Source organism: Tropicimonas marinistellae, assembly GCF_001509585.1.
Lineage (GTDB): Bacteria > Pseudomonadota > Alphaproteobacteria > Rhodobacterales > Rhodobacteraceae > Tropicimonas > Tropicimonas marinistellae.
On record NZ_LNCI01000007.1, the window covers coordinates 111,676 to 126,592 of the forward strand.

The window sequence follows — 14,917 nt, forward strand, 5'->3', positions numbered from 1 at the left end:
TGCGCAGCGCATGTGACCGCTGGCCCTGATTAAGTCCGCTTGCCGGGTCCCTATCAGACTATCGAGCTGTGACGCCCTGGCAGCACCTCGGGGTGTTCCGGCAGCGGTCCCGTCGAGCATCATCACTCTCTTCTGCACTTGCATCTCGTCGCGACACCGCTGGGCGCCGCTTTTCTCCCTCGTTCAGATGGCAGGTGCGGTCCTGTAGCTCTCTCCCTTCACGAGCAGCGCCCAGGCTGTTCGGGCGGTCTTGTTGGCCACCGCCACGGTCACGAGCCGTGTCGGTTTGCGTTCGAGAAGTGATCTGACCCAGGCACCGCTCCGCGTGTCTTTCGTTCCGGCGCGCCGTGTCACCGAGGTGGCGCCGACGACCAGCAATCTGCGTAGATAGCCGTCGCCCATCTTCGAGACTCGCCCCAGCCGCTCCTTGCCGCCTGAAGAGTTCTGTCGCAAGAAGAGCTTGAGCCAGGCCGCAAACTGCCGACCCGATTTGAGTACGGATGGGACCGGCACGGTGGCCGCAATCGCAATGGCGGTAATGATGCCTACGCCCGGGACCGTCTCGAGCCGCTGGCTCGTAGCGCACTGCCGATGCCACTCCACCAGCTTCCGTTAAATCTTGCCGATCTCTTCGACCAGGGTCTCAAGCTGCGCGGCCAGGGGCAGAAGTGCCGACCGGGCGAGAGCTGGCAGGCCCAGCCCGTCATCGGGATCGCTCAGTCGCCGAACGAGCTCGATGACCTTCCGTGGTCCCTACGCGGTGATCATCCCAAACTCCGCCAGATGTGCCCGGATTGCATTGAGGATCATCGATCTCTGACGCTTCAGCAGGACTCGCGACCGGTGCAGAACGAGGATCGCCTGTCCGCACCTTGCCCTGTCGCAAGCCAAGTTCTCCTGACATGGCCCTTCAGCAGCAACTGCTACACGCGCTTGCGTTGGCGGACGGACCGATTCTGGTTAGCTCAAGAACCGATTCACCGGCGAGACTGAAAGTCGGCAGTTTCTACAAGTTCTGAGATTTTCGGGCGTTTCATTGGCGCAGTCGTTTCATTTCATCTCATTTTTGGCGCGGGATGGTATTTTTTGATACTTTTATGGCATTTAATTTCATCATTTCTTGATTTGGTACGGGTCAACCTGTCAAGAAAAATGAGTGTAGCGCGCAATGAAGCCAAGAAACTCCGGCGCCACACTGGGAGGGAAACGCATGGATGATCTGGAATACGGGACCCGCGACAAGCGCGGAAACTGGGCGCCGAACACAACCCTCGAAGTTGCGCCCTTCTGGACGGGCAATTGGAACAAGATGGGTCAATTCCTGAAGGAGTTCATCTGGCCCTGGAACGCCCTACACATGGCGACTGCCCTACTGTATTGGGTCTTTGTCCTCCCCGACATCGAGACCATGAAAACCATATCGTGGTCCTGGGCGCTTTACCTCTTAGCTGTGAATGCCGTCGGCATTTTCCTTTTGTATGGCGCCATCGAGTTCTTCTACTACGTGAAGCGGAAGCAGAGGACGCGCTTTAAGTACAACGCCAAGTTCCCCTCCGAGAACCCGTCTGACGTGTTCTGGTTCAAGAGTCAGAACCTCGATAACTTTTTGCGAAGCTTCTTCATCGGCATTCCGATCTGGACGGCGGTCGAAGTCGTCATGCTCTGGTGCTTCGCGAACGGCATTCATGTCTTCGGCTGGGTCAATTGGCAGGAGAACTGGCTCTGGCTTACCTTGCTGACGCTGCTCGTCCCGGCGATCCACGAGATTCATTTCTTTGGCATCCACCGGCTGATCCATACGCCGGCACTTTACAAGTGGATCCACTCGGTTCACCACAACTCAATCAACCCTTCGCCCTGGTCGTCGCTCAGCATGCACCCGGTGGAGCACGCACTCTATTTCGGAGAGGTTGTCTGGCATCTGATCATCCCGTCGAACCCTATAGTGATGATGTTTAACAGCCATGTCCTCGGCTACGGCGCACTCAATGGGCATATCGGTTTCGACAAGCTCGAACTCACAGAGGAAACACCGCTCGATAGCCACGCCTACGCGCATTACCTGCACCACAAGTACTTCGAAGTGAACTACGGCGCAGACGGCCTCGTGCCGCTCGATAAATGGTTCGGCTATTGGCATGACGGCTCGCAGGAAGCCGACGAGAAGATGAAGGCTCGGTTCCGAAAGAAGAAAGAGCGTGTGAAGGCCAATCAGGCGTCAGCGAAACCGGCAAAATAAGGTTAGGGGCGTGTGGGCGAAGGCAAGCCACGCCCATGACAATAAGAGCAATCGCCGCAGCGTCGGCACTTAAGGGAGGAGACCAAAATGAAACTAAGCAACATCCTTGTTGCGGCCGCGACCGCAGCCGTAGTGGGCACAACATCGATGGCGGCGGATATCTTTGTCGTTGGGGGCAAACCGGACGACCCGTTCTGGTCCCGCGTCAAGAAAGGTGCCGAGGATGCAGGCCGCGTTGCGGAGGCCCAGGGCGGCTCAGTCACCTGGCTCGGCCCGCAGAACTACGACAATCTTGGCCCGGATGCTGCCGAATTGATCCGTCAAGCCATCGACCAGGGCGCAGACGCCATCGTCGGCCCGAACTGGGTACCCGAAGCCATGGACCCGGCATTCCAGGCCGTAGTCGATGCCGGTATCCCGCTCGTGATATACAACGCCGGTGGCATCGAGGCGGCGGATCGCCTCGGCGCGATGAATTATGTCGGTGCGGTTGACTACAAGTCGGGCTACGCGGGTGGCGAATACCTCGCCAAGGCGGGCCACACGAACGGAGCCTGCGTAAATACTCTTCCGGGCGCGGCCAACATCGAGGCCTTCTGCAACGGTTTCAACGATGGGATGTCCGACAACAGCGGCACCGGTTCGGTTCTGCAACTGCCCGCGACCGCTTTCGGCGACTCGACGGCAGTCGCTCAGGCCGTACGCGCGCATCTTCTGCAGAACCCGGACATCAATGCGATGTTCGCCATTGGCGACCAAGACACCAACGCGACGATCAGCGGTATCCAACAGGCGGGCAAGACGGGATCGGTTCACGTCTGCGGCATGAACTTCAATGACTCAATCCTGGCCAATATCCAGAGCGGTACGCAGGCCTGTGCCATCGACCAGCAGGGATACCAGCAGGGCTTCTTCGCCGTCTCTATCCTAAACAACCACGTGATGTACGGCACAACGATCCCGACCCGTGAAATCCTCACTGGACCGGGTGTGGTCGACGCAAGCAATGTCGACCTGGTAATTGCAGGAGTCGAGGCAGGCGCGCGCTAGGTGCCATCGAAAGTGCGGGCCGCTTGGAAACACCAACACCACAGTGGCTCGCAAACCAAAGAACCAAAGCCCTCGCGCGAGCCAACAGGCAATCGGCGCAACCGGAGAAACAGACAGGTGTCGTCGCAAATACAAACCGTTGCACAAGGACTCTCGCTAGGGCGCATCGCTCGGCGTCCCGAGACCGGATCGCTCATTGGGTTCGTTGTGGTCTTCGCTTTCTTCGCCGTTCTCGGAGGTCCGGTGTTCATGGGCGCACCCGGATGGTCGAGTTGGCTCAACATCGCGGCCGAGGTAGGGATCATTGCATTGCCCGTCGGGCTTTTAATGATCTCGGGCGAATTCGACATTTCGGTGGGTTCCGTCGTTCCGGCGGCGTCTATGATGACGGCCATGCTCGCGGGCCACTACGATCTTCCGGCCCTTGTCGCCATCACGGGCGGCCTTTGCGTTGGGTTAATTATAGGGCTCGTTAACGGCCTTCTGGTTACGCGCACCACCATCCCCTCCCTGATCGTTACCATCGGGGTGATGTTTGCGGTCATGGGCCTTACGCTGGGGTTCGCAGTTTTGATCCGGGGTTCGACCAGTGTCTCCTACGTTCCGGACCCGTTAACAAAAGCCCTTCTCGGGCAGTTCATCAACGGCATGTTCAGCGTTTCCATCCTCTGGTGGCTGGGAATTGTGGCGGCGTTCTTCTACGTGCTTCATATTTCGCCCATCGGGAATTGGATATTCGCCATCGGCGGCGATCGCGAGAGCGCGCGAAATGCCGGCATTCCGACCGGTCAGGTGACGATCGGTCTGTTCATGGCATCCGGGTTTTGCGCGGCATTCGTTGGCGTCACGCAGGTCATGACCTACCAGCAGGCGCAGGTCGCTGGTGGACAGTCTTTTATCTTCAACTCGATTATGTGTGTGGTTATTGGCGGTGTACTTCTTACCGGCGGTGCAGGGTCAATCATCGGGATCCTCCTCGGCACCATGACTTTCGCTGTCGTCAACCAAGGCGTCTTCTTTGCCGCACTAGACCCCAATATCGGGTCGATCATCGTCGGCGCGCTTCTCTTGGCGGCCGTGCTTTCTAACGACACGTTCCGAACGCTGGCCTTGCGAGCAGCGGCGAAGAAATCATGAGGACGCGCGAATGGAGATGATGTCTGCATTACTCCGACGCCCGGCTGCGGCCTCAATTCTCAGCCTGGTCGGTGTGTTGGCCTTCTATGTAATCTTCGGCGGCGTCGATCTCGGCAAGCTTCTCAATGCCGCAAGCTGGGTTAATTACGCCGCCCGCATTGGCATCGTCGCGATCCCAGTCGGTCTTCTTATGGTTTCGGGAGAGATCGATATCTCGATTGGCGCGATGATCCCAGCAGGTGCCATGTCGGCTGCGATTATCACGGGCTACTACGAGTTTCCAATGATCTTCGGTATCTTGGGAGCTATCGGAATCGGCGTGATGGTCGGGCTGATCAACGGCATTCTTGCCGTGCGAACAACTGTGCCGACGTTGATCATCACGCTTGCGACGCTGGTTGCGATGCAGGGCGTTGTTCTAGCGGGATCTAAACTTCTGACTGGCAGCGCGTCTGTACCTCTGACTGCGCCGGGCTGGGCCAAGACCATTTTTGGTCAGCTAATGTTCGGTGGCAGTCATCAGGTCATCATCGTCTGGTGGGTAATCTTCGCAGTGGTATTCTGGTTCGTACTGCACCAAACCAGATACGGAAACTGGATCTTTGCTATGGGTGGCGACAAGGAAAGCGCGCGCAATGCAGGTATTCCGGTAAACCGTATGACCATTGTACTCTTTGTCCTCACTGCAACCTCTGCCTCGTTCGTCGGTATGTGCCACGCGATCCTGTTCAACTCCGCGCAGGTCTCGGGTGGCATGAACGATATCTTCAACATAATTGTCAGCGTTGTCGTGGGTGGTGTACTTCTGACCGGAGGATTTGGGTCGGTGCCCGGTGTGTTTGTCGGAACGCTCACGTTCGCGATCGTCATCAAGGGAATCGATTTCACTACTATCGACCGAAACTGGTCGAATCTTATCATCGGAGTGATGCTCCTCACTGCCGTCGCCATGAACGAAAGTTTCCGCAAGCTCGCGTTGACCGCTGTATTGGGGAAGAAAGAGAATGCGGGCGATAGCGTTGTGGCAGTTGCAAAGAACAACTGAGGGCCAAACCAATGTCTGAAAACACACCTGTCCTGGAAATGCGCAATGTTGATAAGAGCTTTGGCCCCATCGATGTGCTGCACGAAATCTCGCTCAAGGTGCATGAGGGAGAAGTTCTCTGCCTTCTGGGCGACAACGGCGCCGGCAAGTCGACCCTGATTAAAACACTCTCCGGCGTCCATCAGCCGACGCGCGGCGAGATGCTGATGGACAGCAAGCTGGTGAATTTCCAAAATCCCCGCGAAGCCCATGATATGGGCATAGCCACTGTTCACCAGTTCGGCGGCACCTACCCGCTAATGTCCGTCGGGCGCAATTTCTTCGCCGGCGTCGAGCCGACCAAGGGCTTCGGGCCATTCAAGATCTTCGACCGCAAGAAGGCCAACAGAATTGCGGTGGAGCAAGTACAGAAGTTCGGCATTACCCGGATTACCGACGGTGACCGGCTGGTGGGCGGCCTTTCGGGCGGCGAACGCCAGTCCTTGGCAATTGCCCGGGCGGTGTATTTTGGGGCCCGTGTTCTGATCTTAGACGAGCCAACCGCTGCCCTTGGTGTGAAGCAGGCTGCGCATGTGTTGCGCATCGTCAACGAGGCGAAGAAACGGGGGCTAGCAGTTATCTTCATCACCCACCAGGTGATGCATGCCATGGCGGTTGGAGATCATTTCGCGGTTCTCATCCGTGGCGCCATCGCGGCCGACTTTCGAAAGGGCGACAAGTCCCGTGAGGAGATCGCCGATCTCATGGCTGGCGGAGAATCCATGGCAGACCTCGAAGCTAGCATCGAAGGTTATATGGAAACGCACGGCGGTCACGTGCCGCCGCCTGCCCATTGATGGCTCGAATGGCGTAAACCTGCTGGGCCATCCCATAGTTGATCTGAAAGGAGGCTGTCAGACTGATGAGAACCGGTCTCTACAAGGGCAAGATCGCTTTCTCTTGTGTCGCGCCGACTTGGCGCCACTCGGCGAGAGCGGCGGCGAGGTTGAGCTTGAAATCCTGACGTGAGTAGAGGTGGTGCTCCTGATAGAAATGGTTTTGGACCGAGGCGTGGACGGCGGCAAACTTCGCATTCGCCGCAAGCGTTGCATTGCCCTCTCTCGTCGTAGAAATGGCAGGTGCGAATTCTCCGCCCGGTCGTTCCGCCATTGACCTTTTTCATGCGTAAGCAGCGGCTGAGCCCCGCGTTATAGCTTCGACCGTCGGCTGCGAGATCACTTCCATCTCATGACGGGGAGTGCGTTTCACAATGTATGCGTAGAATTCGTTTCTCAGATCGTTGGGCGTCGAGATCTACGCTTCCGGGCACCGGCGGTGGCCGGATGAGGTGAAGGCGCAGGTTGTTGCGGAGACGCTGGAACCGGGTGCGTCATTGAACGCCGTAGCGGAGCGGTATGATGTTCTTCCGAACCAGCTCTCGGCATGGCGTCGACTGGCGAAGCAGGGGAAGCTGGTTTTTCCGGCGCCGGAGGTCGAGGAGCCGTTTTTTGCGCCGTTGGTTTTGTGTGAGGCGGAGCCGGAGAAACCGCCCCGAGAGATGGTCACAGCGATCAAGGCATTCGGATCGTGGTCGGCGCGGTCTGTATTCTCGAGGCTGGCCGTTTCCAACTCGCCGAACGTGGTCAATCACACCGGTCATTCGTCACTCACGCGCCCGGCCTATCACCCGCCGAATAGTAGTTCCTCGTCATAGGCGAACAGGTTGTGTTGCAGCAGCAGGGCTGCGCCAATCGCCGGAGCCTCGCGCCCGAGATGTGTGAGAGATAGTTGAGGGACATGTGATCCGGCGAGCAGATGTGCGCCGAGACTCGCGCGTGCCGATGCTTCGCCGCGCGCGAACAAGGGAGCGAGCGGGCCGCAGAGGACGATCTGCTCGGGGTTCAGAACGCTGACGATGGATGCCAACCCGCGACCGAGCTGCTTCGTCCAGTCATCCAGCGTGGCCACGGCGGCCTTCTCTCCCGCGTCGAGGGCAGTCAGGAAATCCGAGATCCGTTCGGACCGACCGCCATAGTGGTCGTGTCTGGCGAACAGCGCGCGCCGTCCGACATAGCTTTCGAGAGAACCGTCGACGGTTGAGCGCTCGGATGAAGAATAACCCTTGTCACCGATGATAATGTGGCCGAGTTCTCCGGCATATCCGTTGTTGCCACGCAAGACCTTGCCGTCTGCTACGGCGCAGCCTCCAATACCAGTATCGAGCAGAAGATAGACCACGTTTTTTCTGGCACCCGGTGTCATCTGCATGTCGGCGACGGCAACGGCGTTGGCGTCGTTCTCGAGGCCCACCAGTTCTACTTCGGGTAAGGCGGCGCGCATCAGATCGAGGAACGGTACGTCTCGCCAACCGAGGTAGGGCGCACGCACGACGTGACCGGCGAAGTCGACGAGGCCCGGAACGGTTGCGATGCCACCACGCAGTTGCGGGGAAGTGCCCAACTCCGCGAGTGTCTTGCGAACGTCTTTGGCGACGAGCTCCGCCACTTTCTGAGGCGTGGTTCGCTCAAGGGAAAAGCGATACTCGCGCGTCGCCCTGACCTTTCCGGAAAGATCAACCACCGCGACGGAACCGCGTCCTACACCGACTTCGATGCCCAAAAAGAATGCGTGTTCGGCGTTCACGCAGATCCTGGTGCCGGGCCGACCGGTTCGCTTTTCAGTGTCCGGCTCGGTTGTGCCGTCGGGCGCGTCGGTGAGCAGCCCAATGTCGACCAGCGAAGCGACCAGGGCAGACGCGGTCGATCTTGTGACGCCGAGTTCGCGGGCGATGTCGGCCCGGCTCATGGGGCCGTTACGCCTGAGCGCCTCAAGTGTCCGCGTTTCATTGATGTGCCGAACGGCGCGCGGCATTGACATGACGACGACCTTCCTCTCGAGACCCGCACCTTCACATGCCATCAGATCATCTTGACACCTCCAGTTCAATATGTTTGTTTGCCAAACGAACAAATTAGAATTGTTCGGAACCCGAGTCGGCCACGCGATCTTCCGTAGACAGCGCCGCGGCCGGCTCGTGAAGCGGAGGACTGTTCATCATGGAAACTGGACTGAAAGGCCGCCCCATCCTGGTCACCGGCGCGTCCGGCGGGATCGGCGCGGCCACAGTACGGTTGTTGGTTGCCGAAGGCGCGGACGTGATCGCCTCAGGCCGCAACGAAGAGGTGCTGTCGAAGCTTGCGGACGAGACCGGATGCCGCACGCTTTCCTTCGATCTCACATCGGAAGAAGCCGTGAAAGAAGCTCTGGACGGCATTGAGCTTTTTGGCGTCGTCAATTGTGGTGGTTGGGGGGGCGAGATAGCCACGCCGATGGAAACCGATATGGCCGTTTTCGACAAGGTGATCGACATCAACGCCCGCGGCACGCTGTTGGTCACAAAGTATGCCTCACAGAACATGGTGAAAGCCGGCAAGGGCGGATCTATCGTCAACGTCTCGTCCCAGGCCTCGCTCGTCGGCCTCGCGGGTCACATCTCATATGCCTCGTCGAAAGGCGCGGTGGACGCGATGACGCGGGTCTCGGCGCTGGAACTGGGCAAATTCAACATTCGCGTCAACGCGGTGAACCCGACGGTGGTGATGACGCCAATGTCGGAATGGTACTGGGGCCGCGACGAGATCGGCGGGCCGTTCATCGAGACCATGCCACTCCACCGCTGGGCCACCGAGGACGATTGCGCCGCACCGATCGTGTTCCTGCTTTCGGACGGGGCGTCGATGATCTCCGGAGTAACGCTGCCGATCGACGGCGGGTTCACCGCCGTCTGAAGCATTCCCCAAACCTGATCAGACAAGCGCAACGGAGACAACAATGTCAAATGAACTGGACGGCAAGATCGCGGTGGTAACCGGCGCCGCGTCGGGCATTGGCCTGGCCTCGGCTGAGGCGATGATGCAGGCGGGCGCCACTGTGGTATTGGTCGATCGCGACGCCGAGGCCCTCGCAAAGCTGGAGGAGAAATTCGGCGGCAAGGCGATCACTCAGGTGACGGACCTTCTCGACGCAGAGAGCTGCGCGGCGATGACCCCGGACATCCTCGAGAAGACCGGTCGCATCGATATTCTTTATGCCAACGCGGGAACCTACATCGGCGGCGACTTGGTCGACACCGACGCGGCAACGATCGACCGGATGTTGAACCTGAACGTCAACGCGGTCATCAAGAATGTGCATGCCGTCCTGCCGCATATGATCGAGCGACGGAGCGGTGACATCGTCGTGACTTGCTCGCTCGCAGGACGGTCGGCGATCAAGCATGAGCCGGTTTATTCGGCTTCGAAATGGGCGATCAACTGTTTCACACAGACAACCCGGCGCCAGGTGAACACGCACGGCATCCGCGTCGCTCAGGTTTCGCCCGGGCCGGTGGCTTCTGCGCTGCTTGCGGATTGGCCCGCCGACCGGTTGCAGGCAGCAAAGGATGCGGGAGCCATTATCGAACCTTCCGAAGTGGCCGCTGCGGTGATGTTCATTCTGGGCCGGCCACGCAATGTCACCATCCACGACGTCGTGGTGTTGCCGACCAACATCGACGCCTGATGGCTTCGGTCGCCGCTTTCAAGCGGAGGCGGCGACCGATAGACGGCAAGCTCAACCCAAAACTTCGCCCGAAGAAATCGAATGCCGATCTTAATCAACGAGCAGAATCTGGCCCTCGCTGCAAAAACGGTGGCTGTTCCGACCTATGACCGCGCGAACCTCTCGCCGGGCATCCTGCATTTCGGCGTGGGGAATTTCCATCGTGCCCACATGGCGGTCTATATGGATCGACTGTTTGCCCAAGGCATTGGACCGGACTGGGCCATCGTCGGGGCCGGGGTCCGGTCGGGCAGCGTGGTGACCCGCGAGAAATTGAAGAAACAGAACTGGCTGACGACGGTCGTTGAGCTTGACCCCGAGGCGCTCTCGGCGCGCGTCGTCGGCTCGATGATCGATTTCGTGCCCGTCGATACGCAGGCCAACCTAGCCGCACTGGTCGACCCGCGCATCCGCATCGTGTCCTTGGTGTTGACCGAAGGTGGTTACTTCATCGACTCGGCAACTGGACAACTGGCCACCGACGATCTCGCCGTTCAAGCCGATGCTAAAAACCCAGAGGCGCCGGTAACCGTATTCGGGCTGATCGTCAGGGCCATCGCGCTGCGTCGGGCAGCGGGAACGGCGGCCTTCGCCGTGATCTCGGGGGACAACCTGCCAGGAAACGGGCACCTGACGAAGCAGACCGTCGTCGGTTTGGCCCGGCTTTCCGATCCGGAGCTTGCCGACTGGATCGAAAGAAACGTGGCTTTCCCCAATTGCATGGTCGATTGCATCACGCCGATGACTTCGGACCGGGAGCGAAAGATCATCGAAGACCAGTTCGGCATCGTCGATCTGGCGCCGGTCGTCTGTGAACCGTTCCGTCAATGGGTAATCGAAGACAATTTCCCGAACGGTCGCCCTCCGTTGGAACATGTCGGAGTCGAATTCGTGAACGACGTCGCCGGCTACGAGTTGATGAAACTGCGGATTCTCAACGCAAGCCATGCCTCGCTCTGCTACCCGGCGGCTTTGCTCGGGCACCACTTCGTCCATGATGCGATGGCGGATCAAGACATCGTCGGCTTCCTGCGCGCGATGCAATCGCGGGATGCGATCCCGACGCTGAAACCTTTGTCCGGCGTGGATTATACCGAGTATCTGGAGAAGGTGCTCAGCCGGTTCGCGAATCCGATGATCGGCGACACCATCCCGCGCTTGACCAGGGACGGCTCGGAGCGGCAGCCAAAATTTATCCTGCCCACTCTGCAGGATGCGCTGGTCGACGGCGGGTCCATCGGCGGGATTGCCTTGGAGCTGGCGCTGTGGTGCCGGTATTGCCAAGGTCACGACGAAACGGGACATTCGATCAATGTCGAAGATCCCCGGGCGGCCGATCTCAAGCGACGCGCAGAACACTCCGGCGCTAACCCGCAGGACTTCATCGGCAACCACGAAGTTTTTAGCCGACTCGGCGAGAACGAGCGCTTCGCAGCGGCTTTTTCTCATTGGGTCGACCAGCTGCAGAGCGAGGGCGTCCGAGCGACTTTGCGCGCCTATGCTGAGGGATAGGTAGTCCGTCCCTGCAGGCCGTCGATGGCCGAGTTTTGTGGTCGCTTAAGCATCGGCTTTCAAATTTGAGGCATGGATCGCGCGCACCTGCAGAGAAAGTCTGTTCTCCGCCCTTTCTGCCTATTGCGGCAACTGGCATGGACAGCAGTTTGCGGCCCAGTGCTGCCGTTTGGTAAACTCAGCACGAAGGGCAGCTTCGTTTGTGCCGGATAAAACGAACGATTGCGTCTGGACTCAGGAGATATTTGAGAGCAAGGCATCTCGTCCCTGCCAGGCGACAAAGGCGGAGAGCGCCCAGGTAATCATGGCCGGCACGCCATCCTTCCAGGTGTCGTAGAGGAGGTGAAAGAAGATCGCGCCGGTGGACGTGCCGAGGATCGCGAGAGCGCCAAGGGTCCCCAAAGGCGAGCCCTGAAACCAGATTGCGATGGCGCCGAACAGTTCGACTATACCAACGACGGCCATGATCTGGCGATTCAGCCCGTAGTTTCTGAACATCTCGAGCTGAGTTTCGAAGATAGTCTTCTGCCACCCGGCGATCTTGATCGAGGACGCAAACAGGAAGAAGACGGAAAGCAGACCAACTGCGATTATTGTAACGTTCAAGTCTGGTCCCCCTGTTCCGGCGTACCTGATGGTTCGAGTGCCGCAAGGTCAACTTTCATTGGCTGGCTGTCTCGGGTGTAGCGCCGGGCCGAATACCGTCTACAAGGTTCTTCGCCCAATCGTGGGTTGCAGGAGCCTCTGTTCCGGCAGGCTGGCCGAAGGTCTGAACCTCGGCAACATCCATCGAGAAAGTCGCTTTCATCTGGATGAAACCATCCACCACAATCATCTGCCGTTCGGACGGATCAATGTGCATCCGGCCGGTTACAACGACTGGTTCGTGGATCATGGGCGGTGTCCAACCGTCGGCGAGTTGCAGGCGCACCATCTGGTTCGGTGGGGGCGGTGGGACGTGGCTGCACATGCCGCGTTCCGGAACAAGATAGGCCGTGGACGTGCCGTCCTCGGTCGGCGGCGCCGGGATGGCAAAGCCGCCAAGCGTGACGGTTTTTCCGTCATAGGCCTGGTTCCCTGCAATCCTCGCCAGCTCCCGCCGCTCGGCCACGACCCAACGTTGCGATATAAGCCAATCGGAGTCGATCCCTTGCTCGGACAGAATTGCTTTGATTTCCCCCAGCTGCGCCCCCGCCTCTGGTGAGGGATTCTCGCCAGCCAGTTCGGCATTGAGTTTGACCACCTGGCGCAGGTCATCGATTTGCTCGATGCTGAGGTCGAGAAACGGATCGTCGTAGGACTGTGCGCTCTGGTCGATGAGATCGGACCAATCGATCGGCACCATTTCTGCAAGGAGCGGGTTGACGCCGGCGATGAGTATCAGGGAGGCAATGAAGGGACGCATGTCAGGCTCTCAGTGTTCGGTCGGTACGTTGCGCGGGCGGGTTATTCGACCGGCGTGGTGAAGTCCGGTACACGTTTCAGGGCATCAACCATGTCGGCGCTCGTCATGAGTTCAATGAAGGTATAGTCCTTCAGAACCCCCTGGCTCAGGCGTGACACATACATCGCCTGAACCATGCCCGGATCGTCCGGCAATCGGACCGTGATATAGTTCTTTCCATCCGCCAGCCCCCAGAAGTAGCTGATCATCTCGCCGCCAATCGTCTCGATGGCGCGCCCCATGTCCTTCTCACGGTCGGTCGGATTTTCGATCATGATCTGCCAGGCGTCAGGGTCAGGCTCGCCAATGCCGAGATAGTAGCGACTTGCGGTCTCTTCCGCGGCAACGGCAAACGCGCAAAGCGAGGTTGCGACACCCACACAAATGGACGCTTTCACCATAGGTCTCTCCCTTGACCCAGCTTGGGAAAATGCGCGGGGCACCGAGGGAGGATCGCCCCGCGCGACACTCACTCGAGCGTGTTCTTGTAAACGACACCATCTTTCATAATGAGCCGGATGGTCTCAAATCCGCGGTCTCTGGGGGCAGCGTCGAACCATTCTGGATTGGCACCCAGCACCGAGAGGTCTTCAAGCGGGTTTCCGTCCACGATCAGGATGTCGGCATAAGCTCCCGCCTCGATCAGCCCGAGCTTGTTCGGATAGGGGTTCCGCTTTCCGGTCAGTTGCGCAAGTTCGCCTCCGGTGGACGTTGCCGCGACAAGGAAAGCGTGGTTCCCGAAGAGTTCGGCGAAGTAGAACTTCTCAAAATCCCGATGCGCCCGACCGAAGCCGATTGTCGAGAGAACGGTGTCCACGTTGTGCACGATCTTCGGCTTGTATTTCTTCACGTAGTCCACGAGGTTCTCGGACCCGTCGAGATAGGCTTCGAGCTTCGGTTTTACCGTCGGTTGGGCGTAGTTCGGGTGGCTCAGAAGTTGCGGGTCCATCCCCGCCACGTTGATCGCCCAGAATATCCCTTCATCGGCAATGCGCTTCACCGTTTCCTCGGTGACCATCTGACCGTGCTCGATGGACTTTACACCCGCATCCAGCGCCATGTTCACGGTCTCGTCCGTGTAGGCATGAACGGTCGTATAGGTATCGAAGAACGACGCCGCCTCGACCGCTGCCGCGATCTCGTCCACCCGGTAGGCGACCGACCAAAGCGGGTCGAGCTCGGAAGAAACGCCTCCCCCAGCCATGAGCTTGAGGAAATGCGCGCCGTGGGCGAAGTTCAGTCGTGACGCCTTGCGCACCTCTTCAACCCCGTCGGCGACATAGGACAGGTTGAGCGTGTTGCCGACGTCATTGGACCCCATGTTAAAGGTGCGCTGTACCGGGTTGCGCCAATCTCCATGGCCGGAAGACGGACCGATGGCTGCACCGGCTGCATAAATCCGCGGGCCTTCAACAGTGCCCTGGTCGATCAGATCCTTCAGACCTGAACCCATTCCGCCGGTATCCCGCACGGTCGTGTAGCCATCGTAGAGATAGTCGCGCGCATTCTCGGCAGCGACGGCGCCGATCTGGTCCCATTTCGCCGCCTGCAAGCCAGCAAATGTCTGAAACACACCGGTGGCATACAGGTGCGTGTGGCTGTCGATCAGGCCGGGCATCAGCGTGCGCCCGCCGCCGTCAACCACCGTAGCACCCGGCGCGTCGATGGCTTCGGTCGAGACTTCCTTGATGAGGTTGCCTTCGACAAGAACGCTTGCATTCTCGATACGCGCCTCGCCCACACCGTCAAAGACGTGGACATTGGTGATCAGCGTCTGTGGAACGGCATCCTGCGCGTTGGCGAAGCTTGCAGTTAGAGTGGCGACGACAGCCGCCACGGAGAGTTGCCAGTCATAGGCCATCGGTCTTCCTCCTTACCGAAGCAAATATGATGCGCGGGACGTCGAGGTACG

At 59.1% G+C, this 14,917-nt stretch carries 15 protein-coding genes and 1 pseudogene; 9 read left to right on the forward strand and 7 right to left on the reverse strand.

Features of this window, described 5'->3' with window-relative positions; genetic code table 11:
- Nucleotides 1–183: 183 nt before the first annotated feature.
- Complete coding sequence (locus ARC39_RS26415; RefSeq protein ID WP_068115795.1) at nucleotides 184–603, reverse strand: transposase; 420 nt, start codon at nucleotides 601–603, stop codon at nucleotides 184–186.
- A 607-nt stretch (nucleotides 604–1,210) separates the two neighbouring features.
- Between ARC39_RS26415 and ARC39_RS15745 the strand changes: the two genes are divergently transcribed.
- The 5 genes from ARC39_RS15745 to ARC39_RS15765 all read left to right on the forward strand — a co-directional run bounded on the left by ARC39_RS15745 (nucleotide 1,211) and on the right by ARC39_RS15765 (nucleotide 6,307).
- Complete coding sequence (locus ARC39_RS15745) at nucleotides 1,211–2,239, forward strand: sterol desaturase family protein (protein ID WP_068115796.1); 1,029 nt, start codon at nucleotides 1,211–1,213, stop codon at nucleotides 2,237–2,239.
- Nucleotides 2,240–2,326: 87 nt separating this feature from the next.
- Nucleotides 2,327–3,289: a substrate-binding domain-containing protein gene (locus ARC39_RS15750; protein ID WP_068115797.1), complete on the forward strand. Its 963-nt coding sequence runs from the start codon at nucleotides 2,327–2,329 to the stop codon at nucleotides 3,287–3,289.
- Between the two features lie 249 nt (nucleotides 3,290–3,538).
- Nucleotides 3,539–4,426: an ABC transporter permease gene (locus ARC39_RS15755; RefSeq protein WP_201455761.1), complete on the forward strand. Its 888-nt coding sequence runs from the start codon at nucleotides 3,539–3,541 to the stop codon at nucleotides 4,424–4,426.
- Nucleotides 4,427–4,436: 10 nt separating this feature from the next.
- A complete protein-coding gene (locus ARC39_RS15760; RefSeq protein WP_078059296.1) occupies nucleotides 4,437–5,471 on the forward strand; it encodes an ABC transporter permease in 1,035 nt (344 codons plus the stop codon).
- Between the two features lie 11 nt (nucleotides 5,472–5,482).
- Complete coding sequence (locus tag ARC39_RS15765; protein ID WP_068115798.1) at nucleotides 5,483–6,307, forward strand: ATP-binding cassette domain-containing protein; 825 nt, start codon at nucleotides 5,483–5,485, stop codon at nucleotides 6,305–6,307.
- Between the two features lie 79 nt (nucleotides 6,308–6,386).
- On the opposite strand, the pseudogene ARC39_RS15770 reads toward ARC39_RS15765, so the two are convergent.
- Nucleotides 6,387–6,631 (reverse strand): annotated as a pseudogene (locus ARC39_RS15770) (IS6 family transposase); the annotation flags it as partial.
- A gap of 119 nt (nucleotides 6,632–6,750) precedes the next feature.
- Here ARC39_RS15770 and ARC39_RS25355 point away from each other — a divergent pair.
- The gene (locus tag ARC39_RS25355) at nucleotides 6,751–7,164 is read left to right on the forward strand and encodes a transposase (protein WP_078059297.1); all 414 of its coding nucleotides are present in this window, start codon (nucleotides 6,751–6,753) and stop codon (nucleotides 7,162–7,164) included.
- Here ARC39_RS25355 and ARC39_RS15780 read toward each other — a convergent pair.
- Nucleotides 7,134–8,327, reverse strand: a complete 1,194-nt coding sequence (locus tag ARC39_RS15780; protein ID WP_068115800.1) for an ROK family transcriptional regulator — start codon at nucleotides 8,325–8,327, stop codon at nucleotides 7,134–7,136. The two genes, ARC39_RS25355 and ARC39_RS15780, sit on opposite strands and share 31 nt — an antisense overlap.
- A 179-nt stretch (nucleotides 8,328–8,506) precedes the next feature.
- Here ARC39_RS15780 and ARC39_RS15785 point away from each other — a divergent pair, with 179 nt between their 5' ends.
- The 3 genes from ARC39_RS15785 to ARC39_RS15795 all read left to right on the forward strand — a co-directional run bounded on the left by ARC39_RS15785 (nucleotide 8,507) and on the right by ARC39_RS15795 (nucleotide 11,561).
- Nucleotides 8,507–9,238 carry an SDR family oxidoreductase gene (locus ARC39_RS15785; protein WP_068115801.1) on the forward strand — a complete coding sequence of 244 codons (732 nt, stop codon included), beginning with the start codon at nucleotides 8,507–8,509 and terminating at the stop codon, nucleotides 9,236–9,238.
- 43 nt (nucleotides 9,239–9,281) lie between these two features.
- Entirely contained in the window at nucleotides 9,282–10,010 is a 729-nt protein-coding gene (locus ARC39_RS15790; RefSeq protein ID WP_068115802.1) for an SDR family oxidoreductase, read from the forward strand.
- An 81-nt stretch (nucleotides 10,011–10,091) separates the two neighbouring features.
- Nucleotides 10,092–11,561, forward strand: a complete 1,470-nt coding sequence (locus ARC39_RS15795) for a mannitol dehydrogenase family protein (RefSeq protein ID WP_068115803.1) — start codon at nucleotides 10,092–10,094, stop codon at nucleotides 11,559–11,561.
- A 234-nt stretch (nucleotides 11,562–11,795) separates the two neighbouring features.
- On the opposite strand, the gene ARC39_RS15800 is transcribed toward ARC39_RS15795, so the two are convergent.
- The 4 genes from ARC39_RS15800 to ARC39_RS15815 all read right to left on the reverse strand — a co-directional run bounded on the left by ARC39_RS15800 (nucleotide 11,796) and on the right by ARC39_RS15815 (nucleotide 14,866).
- Nucleotides 11,796–12,167, reverse strand: coding sequence for a DoxX family protein (locus ARC39_RS15800; protein ID WP_068115804.1), 372 nt, complete (start codon nucleotides 12,165–12,167; stop codon nucleotides 11,796–11,798).
- A gap of 55 nt (nucleotides 12,168–12,222) precedes the next feature.
- Nucleotides 12,223–12,966: a DUF3299 domain-containing protein gene (locus ARC39_RS15805; RefSeq protein WP_068115805.1), complete on the reverse strand. Its 744-nt coding sequence runs from the start codon at nucleotides 12,964–12,966 to the stop codon at nucleotides 12,223–12,225.
- Nucleotides 12,967–13,007: 41 nt separating this feature from the next.
- Nucleotides 13,008–13,406, reverse strand: coding sequence for a hypothetical protein (locus tag ARC39_RS15810; RefSeq protein WP_068115806.1), 399 nt, complete (start codon nucleotides 13,404–13,406; stop codon nucleotides 13,008–13,010).
- 68 nt (nucleotides 13,407–13,474) lie between these two features.
- Entirely contained in the window at nucleotides 13,475–14,866 is a 1,392-nt protein-coding gene (locus tag ARC39_RS15815; RefSeq protein ID WP_068115807.1) for a metal-dependent hydrolase family protein, read from the reverse strand.
- Nucleotides 14,867–14,917 lie beyond the last annotated feature (51 nt).

What these genes read in the sequence shown, in the direction of transcription:
- ARC39_RS15790 (WP_068115802.1), top strand. Translation starts at nt 9,282, where the DNA reads ATGTCAAATGAACTGGACGGCAAGATCGCGGTGGTAACCGGCGCCGCG.
- ARC39_RS15750 (WP_068115797.1), top strand. Translation starts at nt 2,327, where the DNA reads ATGAAACTAAGCAACATCCTTGTTGCGGCCGCGACCGCAGCCGTAGTG.
- ARC39_RS15815 (WP_068115807.1), bottom strand. Translation starts at nt 14,866, where the DNA reads ATGGCCTATGACTGGCAACTCTCCGTGGCGGCTGTCGTCGCCACTCTA.
- ARC39_RS15795 (WP_068115803.1), top strand. Translation starts at nt 10,092, where the DNA reads ATGCCGATCTTAATCAACGAGCAGAATCTGGCCCTCGCTGCAAAAACG.
- ARC39_RS15785 (WP_068115801.1), top strand. Translation starts at nt 8,507, where the DNA reads ATGGAAACTGGACTGAAAGGCCGCCCCATCCTGGTCACCGGCGCGTCC.
- ARC39_RS15765 (WP_068115798.1), top strand. Translation starts at nt 5,483, where the DNA reads ATGTCTGAAAACACACCTGTCCTGGAAATGCGCAATGTTGATAAGAGC.
- ARC39_RS15780 (WP_068115800.1), bottom strand. Translation starts at nt 8,327, where the DNA reads ATGTCAATGCCGCGCGCCGTTCGGCACATCAATGAAACGCGGACACTT.
- ARC39_RS15745 (WP_068115796.1), top strand. Translation starts at nt 1,211, where the DNA reads ATGGATGATCTGGAATACGGGACCCGCGACAAGCGCGGAAACTGGGCG.
- ARC39_RS15805 (WP_068115805.1), bottom strand. Translation starts at nt 12,966, where the DNA reads ATGCGTCCCTTCATTGCCTCCCTGATACTCATCGCCGGCGTCAACCCG.
- ARC39_RS15810 (WP_068115806.1), bottom strand. Translation starts at nt 13,406, where the DNA reads ATGGTGAAAGCGTCCATTTGTGTGGGTGTCGCAACCTCGCTTTGCGCG.
- ARC39_RS15760 (WP_078059296.1), top strand. Translation starts at nt 4,437, where the DNA reads ATGGAGATGATGTCTGCATTACTCCGACGCCCGGCTGCGGCCTCAATT.
- ARC39_RS15755 (WP_201455761.1), top strand. Translation starts at nt 3,539, where the DNA reads ATGGGCGCACCCGGATGGTCGAGTTGGCTCAACATCGCGGCCGAGGTA.